Below are 14,675 nucleotides of genomic sequence, written 5' to 3' on the forward strand. Positions count from 1 at the left end.
CATCAAAAGCTGAAGAAATCAAACAATTTTGTAAGATAACTGTTAGGCAAATAAATGGTTGGTTTTTCTGGACTTTGTTATATTGTTCTTTATGAAAGAGAGGCGTTTATACTATGGGTAAAACATTAACTGGCTTTCATTTGAAAGTCATTGGGGTTATTTCAATGGTCTTTGACCATCTATTGCAATTTTTTAGTTTTTTAGGCGTGCCTGGTTGGTTCGGATGGATTGGACGAATTGCTGCACCTATTTTCTTATTTGAAAGTTCTGAAGGCTTCATTCACACAAGCAATCGGCGAAAATACATGTTCCGGTTATTGTTAGGCTTCTGGATTATGGGGATTCTGAACGGCATTTTAAATGCGTATTTTTCAACAGGTGGCTTAATTATCAATAATATTTTTGGGACGTTATTTTTAGGTACGGTCTACATGCAGTCTATGGACTATTTTAAACAAAAACAAATTGGTAAAGGGCTTCTTTGGTTTATTGTGCCTTTATTAATCAGTGCCCTACCTCTCGTTGTTTTTAGTTCTCCAGACATATTAAGCAACCCTGCTATCTTAATTGGTTTCCAAATTTTCAATCTGATTGTGCCATCACTAATGATGACAGAAGGTGGGTTTTTATTTGTTCTCTTGGCCGTAGCTTTTTATTTATTCCATGGCAAAAAGTGGTTACAAATTTCAGCAATTGGCGTTGTTGCGTTGATTTCAGCAGCCAGCTATAATTTCCAAGAACTATTCGGGGTGAACCACCAATGGATGATGATTTTAGCAGCGATTCCAATTGTTCTTTATAATGGTGAAAAAGGCCGTGGCATGCGGAATTTCTTTTATATTTTCTATCCAGCTCACATTGCTATTTTTGCAATTATTAGTTTCTTCATGCAACGTTAATTATTTTCTGCTTGACGATTGCCTAAAAACTGTTTACAATGCAACATGTAAACAAATCGTACAGATAACACGCAAGTTGCGTGTCGAGAGAGAGGCGGTTTCTATTCTTATAGAAACTGCTTCTATTTTTTTACGAAAAAATGAAAACTATAGAGGTGATTAAATGGAACAAAAAAACGTACGATTATTCCCTGCCGTTTTAGCGACAGGAATTATGTCTTTTGCTGGCGTATTAATTGAAACAGCAATGAATGTAACCTTTCCGACATTAACAAAGGAATTTGGTGTTTCCACCGGTACCGTGCAGTGGGTGACAACGATTTATTTATTAGTTATTTCTATCATGGTGCCCTTATCCAATTATTTATTAAAAACCTATTCGTTAAGACGCTTATTTATTGTTGCGAATCTTTTCTTTTTGATTGGTTTAGCGATTGATGTCTATTCGCCATCTTTCAGTATCTTGTTATTAGGCCGACTCTTCCAAGGGGCTAGCACTGGGATTGCTTTGCCACTGATGTTTCATATTATTTTGAACTTTACCCCGCTGGAAAAACGAGGAACGATGATGGGGGTAGGCACATTGACCACTTCAATTGCTCCAGCCATTGGTCCAACGTATGGTGGAATCTTAACATCTTCCCTATCTTGGCACGCCATCTTTTTATTCTTAATTCCTGTTTTACTACTTTCTTTGTTTATGGGATTATCTGCTATTCCAGAAATACCTGTTAAAAAAACCACCACTCTTGATTTGGTTAGTTTAATTGGTATTGCCCTGTTATTTAGTGGTTTGTTGATGTTTTTAAGTAAAATTGGCACATTGTTTGGCTGGCTTTCACTTCTGGCAGCCGTTATTGGCTTTGTTATTTTTTATAAACGAGCAACGACCGCTGAACAGCCACTAGTACGTTTGACAATTTTAAAAAATCCCTCCTTCGTTTTATTTTTATGTGGCTTTTTAGTTTGTCAATTCTTATTGTTAGGTATTTCCTTTGTCTTACCAAACTTTGTTCAAATCGTCCTTGGAAAAAATGCGTTTGTAGCTGGGCTAGTCATGCTGCCAGGTGCTACAGTTGGGGCCATTTTGGCACCACTTTCTGGACGAGTGTTGGATCAATACGGCGCTAAAAAACCTATATTATTTGGCTTAAGTTTGGCGACAATCGGTTGGCTAGCTTTAACAATTTTACTAGAGATGCCTGTTTTATTAGGATTCGTCGCTGGACATGTTACCTATATGATTGGTCTAGGTTTTGCATACAGTAATATGATGACGACTGGTATGAGCTTGTTAGAGGAGAAAGATTTTGGCGACGGCAATACGTTATTTAATACACTTCAACAATTTTCTGGCGCTATTGCGACGGCCATTGTAGCGACGATTATTAATATCGCTCAAGACCACGCAGATAATTTTGCTCAGGGGACAACGATGGGCTCCCTCATTTCTCTGATTTTCTTGTTAACCTTATTAGTAATTGTTTTAATTGCTTGCTGGAATTATTTCCGCAAAAAAGCTTAAAAAAAAGCAGCTGGTCGGTTCCATAGTGACCAGCTGCTTTTTTTAGTTTTCTAAAGATAGTTGTTTTTTTGTTCTTCTTGCTTCCGAATATAAAGTACGAACAAGACAGCAATTAGCACGATAAAACCACCAAAAATCGGTGTATATGTTACTGATAAATGATCTGTGACCACCCCACCTGTCATTGAGCCGACGGTAATCCCAATATTAAAGGCTGCAATATTAAAAGCTGAGGCCAAAGTGATATCTTTTGGAACATACTTTTCCGCTAATTCTACAACATATAGTTGTAACCCAGGTACATTCATAAAGGCAAATAGACCCAACATCAAACTTGCTAATAAGCCTAGAAGACTGTTATCCATTAAAACAGTAATGAATAAAAAGACTAAGGACAGAATTAATAAGCTAAACATTTTTACTAACGAATCTAAAGGTTTTTTATTTGCCCAGTGACCACCTACTGTATTGCCAATTGCGACCATTACGCCATAAACAACTAAAATAATCACTACCGCGTTGGCTGAAAAGCCTAAATTTTCCAATAACGGTGACAAGTACGTCTATGCAGCAAACGTTCCACCATAACCAAAAGCAGTAATTAGAAAAGAGAAAACGAGGGGTTTGTTCGTAAAAATCCGCGTGATTCCTTTTAAGTCAACCTTCCCTGGTATCGGTAAATTTTTGGGAACTAAAAAATAACTAGCAATCAGTCCCACCAAGCCAATACTGGCTATAAAAAGAAAGGACATATGCCAAGCTGTTTGTTGCCCAATAAACGTCCCTAAAGGTACGCCAGTCACTGTTGCAACCGTTAACCCCGTAAACATAATAGCAATGGCACTGGCTCGACGTGATGGCGGCACAACATCTGCGGCGATGACAGTCGAAACAGACATGAAAATGCCATGCGCCAATGCAGAAAGTATCCGCCCTACCAATAAAATAATAAACGTTGGCGCAAACGCAGCAATTAAATTCCCACTAATGAAAAGAAGCATAATCCCCAGCATTAATGAGCGACGATTCCATTTTCCTGTCAAAATTGTTAATAACGGCGCCCCAATCGTCACACCTAAAGCGTACAAAGAAACAGTCAAACCTGCTTGGGAAAGACTAATATGAAAACTTTTAACAATCATTGGTAATAAACCCACACTAATAAATTCTGTTGAACCGATTGCGAAAGCATTGATAGCTAATGCAAAGAGCGTTAAATTTGGTGAAATTTTCTTTTCCATTCTCTTCCTCCTAAAAAACATTTGAATTTCAACAAAAATTACTATATACTAAGATTGAAATTTTGATAAGTACCTACTTTTTTGTATCATAGGTACCTTTTAGTAACTTTTGGTTATTATCAACCTATTAAGGAGGAATGTTTTTTGGAAACTCGTACATATGCGATTGGTGTCGAAGCAACGATGGATGTTATTGGCGGTAAATGGAAACCAATTATTCTGTGTAATTTACGGCACGGCGCCATGCGCCCCAGCGATTTAAAACGCGGTATTACTGGCATTAGTCAAAAAATGCTGACACAACAATTACGGGAACTCGAAGAAGACAACATTATCGAGCGGAAAGTTTACAACCAAGTTCCACCAAAAGTCGAATATTATTTAAGCGATTATGGTCAAAGCCTCTCTGCTGTCTTAGATAACTTATGTAATTGGGGAGAATCCCACGTGGCTCATTTGCAAGAACAAGGCCAAGAAATTTATTTAAAATGTGAAGATTAGTGAACAAAACGTTTATAAACTATATTAAGAGGGAGCTTTAAGCTATTTAAAGCCTGGGGAAAAATCATTTTAGATTTTTCCCCAGGCTCTTCTTATGCTTTAATAACTTGAATATCTTGCGTTAATTGGGCCCAATGATTAGTAGGTCCGTGACCATGTCCAACAGAAATTGCTTGGCTAATGGCCCCTTGTATAAACTGTTTGCCAATCACAATCGCCGCTTCTAACGGCGTACCTTTTGCTAATTCGGCTGCGATACACGCTGAAAAAGTATCTCCTGTTCCATGAGTATTTTTCGTTACAATTCGTGGTGCACTTAGCCAAAAGCTCGAACCGTCTTCCATTAACACATAATCAGCCGCTTGTTGATTTGTGCTATGTCCGCCTTTCATAATAATATTTTTTGTGCCCAATTGCTGTAATTTTTTTGCTGCGGTCTGCATTTCTTGTTCTGTCTTGATGGTCGTCTCTAGTAAAACTTCCGCTTCTGGTAAATTAGGTGTCACGACCGTTGCTAATGGCAACAGTTGCTCTTTAATCGTTTGAACTGCCTCGGCTTCTAACAAATGATGTCCACCTTTAGCCACCATTACAGGATCGACAATCAACGGACCAAAATCAACTTTCTGCAAATTGCGAACAACAGCTTCGACACGCTCACTATCTGCTAACATCCCCGTTTTCGCTGCCCCAATTTTAAAATCAGCCGCCAGTGATTGGAATTGTGCATCAATAAATGAACTAGGAATCGGTAAGCTATCTTGCACGCCATACGTATTTTGTGCCGTCAATGCAATGACAATATTTAAGCCAAATGCCTGCCGTGCTTGAAATGTTTTTAAATCTGCTTGCATGCCAGCTCCCCCACCAGAATCAGAACCAGCAATCGTGACTACTTGTGGGGTCAAATTATATTCGGTCATTTTCTCGCCTCCAACATTCGCTCCGTTACACGCATCAACCCTTGAACTTTCTCGGTTATCTGTTCAGCCAGCATAATTTCACTGACCAGTGAAACACCAGCCACTCCCGTTCCCATAAGTTGTTCTATATTTTCTTCTTTGATTCCACCAATCGCTACAACAGGAATCGTGACTGCTGCGGCAATTTCAGAAAGTGTCTGCAAAGAAGTTAACGGACTGTCCTTAGTCGTTGTGGGGAAAATTGCGCCCACGCCTAAATAATCGGCGCCCTCGTTTTCCGCTTCAACTCCTCGTGCCACCGTTTTGGCTGAAACACCTACGATTTTTGTGGACCCAACCAGTTTTCGCACAAGAGCAACCGGTAATTCATCATCCCCTATATGCACACCTGCTGCATCCACTGCCAAGCAAATATCGACACGATCATTAATAATCAACGGAATCTGATACGCATCTGTTACCACTTTAACTTTCACTGCTAATTCGTAAAAGCGCCGTGTTGACACTTCCTTTTCGCGCAGTTGGACCAATGTCACTCCACTGCGACAAGCAGTTTCAATTCGTTTTAAAAATTCAGTATCACTAAAATCATACCGGCCTGTCACCAAATAAACTTTCAATTGCTCTCTCATAGCACTCGTCCTTTCACCGCCTCAAACCAATCCTTCTCCTTCATTAAAAGAGATAACTGATTTAACGTATTTTGGCGAAAATCGGCCAGCCCTTGGCTCTTAGTCTTGGCTTTTTCTCCGCAAAGATTAAAATAGCTCACTGCGGCTACTGCCGCAGTCATTGGCGCGTTGCCTTCACCTAATAAAGCGGCAACTAATGCGCCGACTAAATCGCCCGTGCCAGTGAAACAATCCAACTCAGGAACGCCATTTTGTAAGACAATCACTTGCTCTTGGCTAACCAAAACATCTTGAATCCCTGTTGCTAAAAATACCGTCTGGGGAAACTTTTGCGTTTGTTGACGTAAAGCCTGAATCAGTTCCTCAATTGCTTCTTCACTTTGATCCAAAGGGCTGCCATCCACTCCTCTGCCATGACTCACCAACTGGCAAAAAGTCCGCATTTCTGAAAGATTTCCTTTCACAACGGTTGGCTGATTGTGCACCAGCTTTTCCCCGACTTCATTTCGAATATCACTGGCGCCATAACCGACTAAATCGACTACGGTCAGTTTATTCACTTGCCGAGCATAATCACTAGCTGCTAACAAGCTTTGCTCTCGTTCTTGTGATAAATGGCCTAAATTCAAAACCAAAGCACTGGTTTGCTGAAACATCTGCGGAAATTCCCGGGGATCATCTGCCATAATGGGCTTAGCATCAATATAAAGTAATGCATTCGCCATAGACTCACACGTAATTTCATTCGTAATGCACTGAATTAATGGTGCCGTTGTCAGTGGAAAAATCGTTTCAAACTTAACGCTTGTTTTCATAAAAGTACCCTCCTAAAAATAATTCCTGTGTTTGTTTAAATACCCGAGTTTCTTTCAGTTTTACTAAGACAAGCCAAGCAATCACTGAACCAATCAGTGTGGCACCAATAAATCGTGGTGTATAAATGAACCAATAAAAATTCTGCTTACTGCCAGTAAACCAAACCATTACAGGATAGGACAATAACGAGCCAATGATGCCTGTCCCAAAAATTTCCCCTAGCATCGACCAGCCTAATTTTTGTCCCCATTGATAAAATAAACCAGCAAAAAACGCGCCAAAAACGGCACCTGTTAACGCTAATGGCGGAATACCTAAGAATGTCATACGGATTAAGCCGCAGACAAGTGCCATGAGCGTTCCGTAAAGAGGACCTAATAAAACTCCGGCAATAATGTTCATGACACTGGACATAGGGGCCATTCCCTCAATTCGCATTAACGGCGATAATACAACGTCCATCGCAATCATTAAAGCCAGTAACGTAACTCTGTGGATTCGATTTTTTTCCACGTAAAAAAACTCCTTTCTGCGAGAAGCAAAAGGAGGCGCGACTGAAAAAGACAGAAAAACCCAACCACAAATAAACGTAGTTGGGTGCAATAATCGGTCAAAATTTCAAGACATTTCCCTGCGCCAGTCCTAACTGTTTCAGGTTCCATGGGTATAATCTCAGCTAATAGCACCCCAAATGTTTCTCTTCAATTGGCTTTAGTATAGCATAGTTTTTTGGAAGCGACTACTAAAATTGCCAAAGAGTTTTCCCACAAAAACAGAAAAAACATCATGCCCAAAAAGTTCGATTTTTTGGGCATGACGTTTTTCATACTTTCGTTTGTCTTATTTTTTAGAATCCTGGCATTCCTTTGGTGTATTTGCCTAAAGTCGCTTCAGTTTCTTTTTCAATTTTTACTAACGCGTCGTTGACAGCCATAATGACTAAATCTTGTAGCATATCAACGTCTTCAGGATCAACCACGTCTTCTTTAATGATCAAATCTTTCATTGTGCGATCACCAGTAAATGTCGCTGTCACAAGTTGATTGGTGGCTTCACCGATAAATTCTTTTTCATTTAGCGCTTCTTGCGCTTTGGCCATTTCTTTTTGCATTTTTTGTACTTGTTTCATCATGCCTTGCATGTTGCCCATTCCTCGCATCATAATTCCTCTACTCCTTCGTATTAATCATCTAGTACTTCGACAAGCTCTTCACCAAACATAGCGATTGCTTCATCTACTACTGGATTTTCTTGTGAATGTTCATTTGTTACAGGCGGTTCGTCCGCTAGACGAGCCATTTCATTTTCAGGTTCAGAATGATTCAAACTGCCCTGATTTTGGTTAATAAAACTTTGTCTTAGTTTTGGCCAGCTTTCTCTAGTAATGCAGACCATTTCTGGTGTATAGTCCATCAAACGGCTTAAATTATTATTGAAAGCTAACTGCATCTCTTCATCGTCTGTTGCACGAGCACAAACAATCTCATAGTCAAATGCCACCACGATGCCCTTAGGACTCGCTGCGACAGGTTCACTAGCTTTGAGCATCGCTCGTTGAGTCACAGATAATGTTTGCAGTAAGTCTTCCCAGACATTTTTCACATTCATTAAATGTGTTCTAGTCGCTTCGTTTAAGACTTGATATACCCGTTCTGTGGGTACACGGAACGAACTTTTTGGCGCTTGTGGTCGTGCTTGTTGACGTGGCGCATCTGCTTCTTTGGCAGCTACACCGTGTTTCTTTAATTCAGCCAGTTCTTTCTTCAGTTGCCCGATTTGATTTTGTAAATCTGCTAATTCTGGATTTCCCTCTGCACTACCATCTTGATTAGCTGTTTCTGGCGTGTTGTGTTTATTGGGTTGCACCGTTTTAGCTAATTTGACAGTGGCTACTTCCAGATAGATATTCGCATTGTTGGTAAAGCGGATCTCATTTTGTGTGTCACTTAAAATTTGGATTAGTTGGTAGATTTTTTCAGCAGGTGTTTGTGTAGCTAGTTCCTTAAATGCTTCTGTCAAAGTTCCTGCTTTTTCTGCTAATAACTTCGGTGCTTGCTGATACATCAGCAAATCTCGACAATATAATAACAAATCTTCTAAGAAACGGCGCGCTTCTTTGCCTTCGCCTAAAATACTTTCCAAGCCTTCTAATGCTCGTTCAACATCACCGGCGACACAACACTGAATATAATGATCCATCATTTCATAGGTTAGGCTGCCTGTCACTTGCATTGCATCTTCCAGTGTTACTTTTTCATCACTAAAGGAAATCGTTTGATCCAAGATACTCAAGGCATCTCGCATCCCACCTTCCGCAGCACGCCCAATCACATAAAGGGCTTGTTCCTCATAATCGAGAGCCATTTCCTGCATGATATGGGCCATATGATCGACGATATCTTGCGTACTAATTCGCTTAAAATCAAAGCGTTGCGTCCGTGAGATAATCGTTAACGGAATCTTGTGTGGTTCAGTCGTTGCTAAGATAAAAATAACATTTTGTGGCGGTTCTTCCAAAGTTTTTAAAAGTGCATTGAACGCGCCTGTTGATAGCATATGAACTTCATCAATAATATAAACTTTGTACTCGGCTTGTGTCGGTGCATACTTTGCTTTATCACGAATATCACGGATTTCTTCCACGCCATTATTACTCGCCGCATCAATTTCAATGACATCATTTAAACGACCTTCCGTAATGGCTACACAGGTTTCACAAACATTACAAGGTTCACCATCTTGACTATGTTTACAGTTAATCGCTTTAGCGAAAATTTTTGCGGCACTGGTTTTACCTGTACCACGAGGGCCAGTAAATAAATAGGCATGAGATGTTTTCTTTTGCACTATCGCATTTTTCAGTGTCTGAGTAATTGCTTTTTGTCCTACTACGTCATCGAAACGTTGTGAACGCCAGACCCGATAAAGTGCTTGATAAGCCATTTTTTACCCTCCCTTATTTTTCATTCTTATCTATTATACGTGATTTTTAGTCATTCGGCATCTTTTTTCTTTTAATGAGTCACTGGCGCAACCATTGCTAAAAAAGCCGCTTTTCCTTCACTTGTTTCTGCAAACGCACTGGCTTCTTTTAATCGCTGTTGATACGCTGAAGCGACAGTTTCAAGTGCCTGCGTTTTCTGGTTGTTCCAAGTCGTTAAACCTTGGACTTCTGCTAACGTTAACGAAGGCTTTGCTTGAGGTCGACTAAAAATTAAGTCCATGACATATAAAAGTTCTTTTCGTCGGGCAACGATTTGTATCTCATCCGTTGGCAGTTTCAGCATTTGCCATTGCTCAAAAATATCATTTGCGGCTTGGGCAACTTCTGACGCATTCGGTCCCTCTAGGCGAAATGTCGCAACTGGCCAATTCACCATTCCTGCGTTGATTAAAGGATAGTTAGCTAACTCAACATATTCTGAAATGCTCGCTTCGGCTAATGGAAATTGTTGCAAACCCGTTTGATAATAGACATGCTCATTTTGTTCAAAGTCAGCATCAATCCCAGCAAAATAATGAGGAAAGACCTCAACAATTTTCAACAATTGCTGAAAAGTCTTAATTGAACGTTTCGCTGACTGATGTTTTTCAAACGCAATCACACCTTGTTGCTGATATTGTGCCTGTTTTACAAAGGAAAATCCCCAGCTTTCGCCATCTAAGTTCATTCGAATCACTCGATGGTTCGTAGTCGCAGGAAATTGCTGACTTCCCTGGTAGCCTTCTGTTGCCATGCACCATTCACAGCGGGGATAGCTTTGTGCAGAGAGCGTTGCTTTTGACGCCTCACTGTGGACCTTATTTGCTAAAAAATCACCATAGACTGTTGAAAAAACAACAGGTTCTTCCTGTTCAATGACCGTACCGTTTTTTTGACAAAGTTGGTAAAAATACTCGGTAGCCTCTTGTGGCTCTTTGGCATAATGTTGTGCAAAAAAAGCATTAACCACAGAAGGTGGCGGTGTTAACAAATCCATCAATTGCACCATGAACTGTTCTTTTTGTTGCTCTGTTTTTACAAGTTGGTTGGCACTCGCAACTTGACACAATTGTTCCGCCAAATCAGCGGCGGGTGTTGCCACAGGCCGTATGTCTACTTCGCCTAATTCTTGTTCACCAATCATTGATAATAAACGGTTCTGAAGATATAAGCGATCCAATTCCATCCAACCACCTGCTTGAATAGCAAGTGTGGTAAAATCGGCAATCATTTGACTCGTGGTCATCGATTCATTCCTCCTATTACTTTTCTTGATATCCATGTGGATGAGCTTGATGCCATTGCCAAGCGGTGGCGATAATATCCTTGACCTCAGTTACTTCTGGTTGCCAGCCTAAAACTCGTTTGGCTTTTTCACTAGAAGCAATTAACGTACTAGGATCCCCTGCTCGGCGTGGCGCGATTGTCGCAGGAATTTCTTGACCTGTCACTTCGCGTGCAGCATCTAACATTTCTTTAACAGAATAGCCGTTGTTGCTACCCAGGTTAAAGACGTCACTTTCGCCGCCATTTTTCAAATATTCTAAAGCCAAAATATGTGCTGCAATCAAGTCTTCAATATAAACATAATCTCGAATGCACGTGCCATCTGGTGTATCATAATCATCCCCAAAAATACTTAGCTCTGCTCGTTGGCCCAATGCCACTTGTAAAATAATTGGCACAATATGCGTTTCTGGCGTGTGATCCTCACCAATTGAGGCATCTTTTTTTGCTCCTGCAACATTAAAATAACGCAAAGCAACATATTTCATTCCATAAGCGTTGTCGCACCATTTCATGATTTTTTCCATCATTAATTTACTTTCCCCATACGGATTTTTAGGATTCGTTGGGGTTTCTTCTGTAATAGGCATTGCTTTTGGTTCGCCATAAGTGGCCGCTGTGGAAGAAAAAACAATGTGTTTCACTCCGAATTCTTGCATAACTTCCAAGGCAATTTGAGTGCCGTGAACATTGTTATTGAAATACATTAACGGTTGCTCCACGGATTCTCCTACTAAAGAATTGGCCGCAAAGTGCAACACCCCTTCAATTGATTCTTTTTCAAAGACACTACGTAAAAAAGCTTTATCACGAATATCGCCTTCATAGAAAGTCGCTTGTTCATGAACTGCTGAACGATGCCCCGTTAATAAATTATCAACAACCACAACGGCATAGCCTTTTGAAATTAATTGATCAACGGCATGTGAGCCAATGTAGCCTGCGCCACCTAATACTAAAATAGACATAAATACGCTCCTTTTACTCTCTAATTTCTTTTTCTATTGTACCATTAAATAAGGTTTACTTCTGAATTATTTCATTTTGTAAACAGGATTTAATTTGGCCATTTCTCCTTATTCATTTTTCCTATAAAAATACAGAAAAGACTTGGTAAATTTTAACAAATCTCTAAATTAGTCGTAGAGTTTATGAAAAATCATTGTAACTATTGGATTTTTTTGCTTTTTTCCGTCATAATAGAAACAAATACAATTTGAAAGAAGGAATGAACGATGAAAAAATTTGTATCAGGTATGTTAGTCGGTACTGCTATCACAGTTGCTGCTTTAGCCGGTGTGGCTACAACTATTAAAAAAACAGTCATTGATCCAATTGAAGAAAAAGAAGATATGATTGAAGAAAACCGTAAAAAAGCGATGCGTAAACGTATTGCACGTTAAAAAATAGCTGTGACGTTGAGATAAAAAATCTAACGCCAAGAAATCAACAGAAGCGCTTCTGGCTCTGTTGATTCTCTTAAGCATAACAAGTGGTCATCCATCAAAGCGATGGATGACCACTTGTTATGCTTTCTTTTTTTACCAAAGGAGCTGACTATTTTTCTTAACTATTAAAAATAGTGGCAGCAATCCGATCCATATCGCGCATATTCCAAGGATCCACACCAGGACGAGCTGCAGCGGCTGTTAACCAATGAATCCCTTCTGTTGGAATACCACAACTAAAAAGGCCTGTCGCCACCTGTCCATCTTTTGTGATGACTTGATTCGTGGCAGGCACAATCAAGAGTGCACCTGTTTTGACTATTTGACCATCGGCTAATGCCAGTTGATGGAGCGTAGCTAGCTTATCGGCTAACAACTGCCTCGTTAAAGGATTCAAACTTTTTTCATTATTGACTTTGGGAATGCGCGCTTCAATTAAAAAGTGACTATTATACCGATTTTCCGGAAACAAATTAGCATAAGTAATAAATTGACCCGCTTTCATTTCGACACGCATTTCTGGCCCCAGAATCGTGACTAATCCCAGTTCAACTAACGCCTGTAGCTCTTCTGTTCTTTCAACAGAAGGTCCCACTGACAAAAAGGTATTCAACGGGGTAAACCAATGCCACAACCACTTTTGACTCTCGTCATTCGTTAATAACCCTTCATCCAAAACAAAGCGAATCTGATCTCTTAAATCTTTTAAACTGTCTAAAGCAGTGGTCAAAGGACCGCTAAGATTGCCTTTCTCTGCTTCTTGAATATCCCATTTTAAATACTCTAGTAAAAACGAACGAAAACTTTCATGAGTGGTTTTCTTTGTTTCAGGATGTTCTAACGCTTGCCAATCAAACCAATCTTGTTTTTCAAAGTGGGCTAGGCTTTCCGGCGCTCCCTTGGTTTGAATAAACAGCTGTTGAAAGGCCTCTTTAGAAAGATGCGGATATTTTTCTTCGATTAAGCAAGTGTAATACACATATTCCACTTCTTTTTTTAAATACCCAAAAAACTCTGCACCTGTAACCTGTCCTTTTTTACGACATTCAGCTAAATACGTTTCGGTTAAAAAAACAGGCTGATAGGTTTCCCCGTAGCCTTTTTGATTATTCCCTCGAGGATGAGAAGGAAAACCGCGACCAGAACCAGCAATAATAATGGGCTCTCTTCCAGAAGGTTCATAACGTAAGCGGCCATTTTGACGAGAAAAAACACCCCCGCGGCCAATCGTCAAGGCAGATAAATAGTCAAAAAATGCCAAACCTAAGCCTTTTAACACAACGGGTTGTTTTGCAGGTATATTGGCAAGTGCCAATAAAGCATCCGCCGCATTTTTAGGAGAAGAATAAAACAAACGATGCTCCTTGGCGTAGTCCGCAAGCTCTTGTTCAACAGTCGTTAATTCATTTTCTTGGTGACCCAAAGCTAAAATTACTTTGTCTGCCGTAAACTCAATGGATTGAGTATACACATAATAGTTATCCTCTCCTGCCCGCACAGCAGTTACTGGCTCTTTAAAAAACGTCAGCGATGTTTGTTCGTTACACCTCGTGGCTAAATACGTATAAAACCATTTTTGGTACATGCCATAAAAAGCCCTCGAGCAGTGATCATTCGGTCCAAGGCGATGACATTCTTTCAACAACTCAAGATAATTATAGGGTTGTTGCTGTTGAATGTACTGCGCAGCTTCTGTTTGGGTCCATTCATAGAGAGTGGGGCCCTTGACAATTGGTCCTTCGCCACTAAAAGATTCATCTGTAAATAAAGTGACTTGACTAATCACGGTGTTCATTAATAAATAATTAGGTTGCTCTGCTCGCCAAATTTTCCCACCTGGACCGTATGGATCAAACAACGTGAGCTGAACATTTATTTCCGTTTTACGAGCCCATTCAATGACTCGTTCTGCAGCTGATAAGCCTCTGGGTCCAGCACCTACAATTGCAATTTTCATCCAATCACCTACTCTATTTTTCTAATAATTCTTTTAAGACAACCGCTTGATTATGCACTGTATCTTTCGCCCCATAGACCAGCGTGACTACTGGCTGATTTTTTACAATCGTCTGTAACTGCTTAAACGCTGTGGCAGTTGGCTCGTGTTTCAATTCTTCTTGGTATTTTTGTTTAAACTTGGGATATTTATTTGCTTCATGATTAAACCATTTCCGCAGCTCTGTACTTGGGGCTACTTCTTTGAGCCATTCATCTAACTTTTCAGATTCCTTAGATTTTCCTCGTGGCCAAACACGGTCAACTAAAACACGGTAGCCATCTTGCTCTGTCGGTGCTTCATATGCTCGCTTGATTTGAATCATCTGCCTTCACCTCTTCTCTTTATTGTAGCTCAAAAAGTGAGGACTGACAAAAAGCAACATCTCTGTTAAGCTTTCCTATACAAAAAGAGTTGGTCTCAA

The 14,675-nt window shown here is 40.0% G+C and carries 14 protein-coding genes, 1 pseudogene and 1 riboswitch; of the genes and pseudogenes, 4 read left to right on the top strand and 11 right to left on the bottom strand.

Annotated elements, in window-relative coordinates; translation table 11 throughout:
• Positions 1-113 precede the first annotated feature (113 nt).
• Both IGK72_RS11145 and IGK72_RS11150 read left to right on the top strand, forming a co-directional pair.
• Complete coding sequence (locus IGK72_RS11145) at positions 114-899, top strand: TraX family protein (protein ID WP_002356353.1); 786 nt, start codon at positions 114-116, stop codon at positions 897-899.
• A gap of 163 nt (positions 900-1,062) precedes the next feature.
• Entirely contained in the window at positions 1,063-2,424 is a 1,362-nt protein-coding gene (locus IGK72_RS11150) for an MFS transporter (RefSeq protein ID WP_002356351.1), read from the top strand.
• Between the two features lie 50 nt (positions 2,425-2,474).
• Here IGK72_RS11150 and IGK72_RS11155 read toward each other — a convergent pair.
• Positions 2,475-3,665 (bottom strand): annotated as a pseudogene (locus tag IGK72_RS11155) (MFS transporter).
• Between the two features lie 144 nt (positions 3,666-3,809).
• Here IGK72_RS11155 and IGK72_RS11160 point away from each other — a divergent pair.
• A complete protein-coding gene (locus IGK72_RS11160) occupies positions 3,810-4,166 on the top strand; it encodes a winged helix-turn-helix transcriptional regulator (RefSeq protein WP_002356348.1) in 357 nt (118 codons plus the stop codon).
• 92 nt (positions 4,167-4,258) lie between these two features.
• Here the strand turns inward: IGK72_RS11160 and thiD are convergent, their stop codons facing one another.
• The 8 genes from thiD to galE all read right to left on the bottom strand — a co-directional run bounded on the left by thiD (position 4,259) and on the right by galE (position 11,775).
• Complete coding sequence (thiD, locus tag IGK72_RS11165) at positions 4,259-5,089, bottom strand: bifunctional hydroxymethylpyrimidine kinase/phosphomethylpyrimidine kinase (protein ID WP_002362487.1); 831 nt, start codon at positions 5,087-5,089, stop codon at positions 4,259-4,261.
• Positions 5,086-5,721 carry a thiamine phosphate synthase gene (gene thiE / locus IGK72_RS11170; RefSeq protein ID WP_002387208.1) on the bottom strand — a complete coding sequence of 212 codons (636 nt, stop codon included), beginning with the start codon at positions 5,719-5,721 and terminating at the stop codon, positions 5,086-5,088. Before thiE ends, thiD begins: the two co-directional genes overlap by 4 nt.
• Positions 5,718-6,536 (bottom strand): hydroxyethylthiazole kinase, encoded by an 819-nt coding sequence (locus tag IGK72_RS11175; RefSeq protein WP_002387209.1) that lies wholly within the window; start codon positions 6,534-6,536, stop codon positions 5,718-5,720. Before IGK72_RS11175 ends, thiE begins: the two co-directional genes overlap by 4 nt.
• The gene (gene thiW / locus IGK72_RS11180; protein WP_002356342.1) at positions 6,520-7,008 is read right to left on the bottom strand and encodes an energy coupling factor transporter S component ThiW; all 489 of its coding nucleotides are present in this window, start codon (positions 7,006-7,008) and stop codon (positions 6,520-6,522) included. Before thiW ends, IGK72_RS11175 begins: the two co-directional genes overlap by 17 nt.
• A gap of 140 nt (positions 7,009-7,148) precedes the next feature.
• A riboswitch (TPP riboswitch) is annotated at positions 7,149-7,237 on the bottom strand.
• A 147-nt stretch (positions 7,238-7,384) separates the two neighbouring features.
• The gene (locus IGK72_RS11185) at positions 7,385-7,699 is read right to left on the bottom strand and encodes a YbaB/EbfC family nucleoid-associated protein (protein ID WP_002384048.1); all 315 of its coding nucleotides are present in this window, start codon (positions 7,697-7,699) and stop codon (positions 7,385-7,387) included.
• A gap of 20 nt (positions 7,700-7,719) precedes the next feature.
• Entirely contained in the window at positions 7,720-9,480 is a 1,761-nt protein-coding gene (gene dnaX / locus IGK72_RS11190; protein WP_002356340.1) for a DNA polymerase III subunit gamma/tau, read from the bottom strand.
• A 71-nt stretch (positions 9,481-9,551) separates the two neighbouring features.
• On the bottom strand, positions 9,552-10,802 hold the full coding sequence (locus tag IGK72_RS11195; protein ID WP_002380784.1) for a UDP-glucose--hexose-1-phosphate uridylyltransferase: 1,251 nt from the start codon (positions 10,800-10,802) through the stop codon (positions 9,552-9,554).
• A complete protein-coding gene (gene galE, locus IGK72_RS11200) occupies positions 10,783-11,775 on the bottom strand; it encodes a UDP-glucose 4-epimerase GalE (RefSeq protein WP_002378649.1) in 993 nt (330 codons plus the stop codon). The genes IGK72_RS11195 and galE overlap by 20 nt, the downstream gene beginning before the upstream one ends.
• A 267-nt stretch (positions 11,776-12,042) precedes the next feature.
• Between galE and IGK72_RS11205 the strand changes: the two genes are divergently transcribed.
• Positions 12,043-12,210, top strand: coding sequence for a DUF3042 family protein (locus IGK72_RS11205; protein ID WP_002356337.1), 168 nt, complete (start codon positions 12,043-12,045; stop codon positions 12,208-12,210).
• 163 nt (positions 12,211-12,373) lie between these two features.
• Here the strand turns inward: IGK72_RS11205 and IGK72_RS11210 are convergent, their stop codons facing one another.
• On the bottom strand, positions 12,374-14,212 hold the full coding sequence (locus tag IGK72_RS11210; RefSeq protein ID WP_002406043.1) for an FAD/NAD(P)-binding protein: 1,839 nt from the start codon (positions 14,210-14,212) through the stop codon (positions 12,374-12,376).
• Between the two features lie 13 nt (positions 14,213-14,225).
• On the bottom strand, positions 14,226-14,576 hold the full coding sequence (locus tag IGK72_RS11215) for a DUF488 domain-containing protein (RefSeq protein WP_002379785.1): 351 nt from the start codon (positions 14,574-14,576) through the stop codon (positions 14,226-14,228).
• Between the last annotated feature and the right edge of the window lie 99 nt (positions 14,577-14,675).

Origin of the sequence: Enterococcus sp. DIV0183 (genome assembly GCF_050541505.1) — a bacterium.
Taxonomy (GTDB): Bacteria; Bacillota; Bacilli; order Lactobacillales; family Enterococcaceae; genus Enterococcus; species Enterococcus faecalis.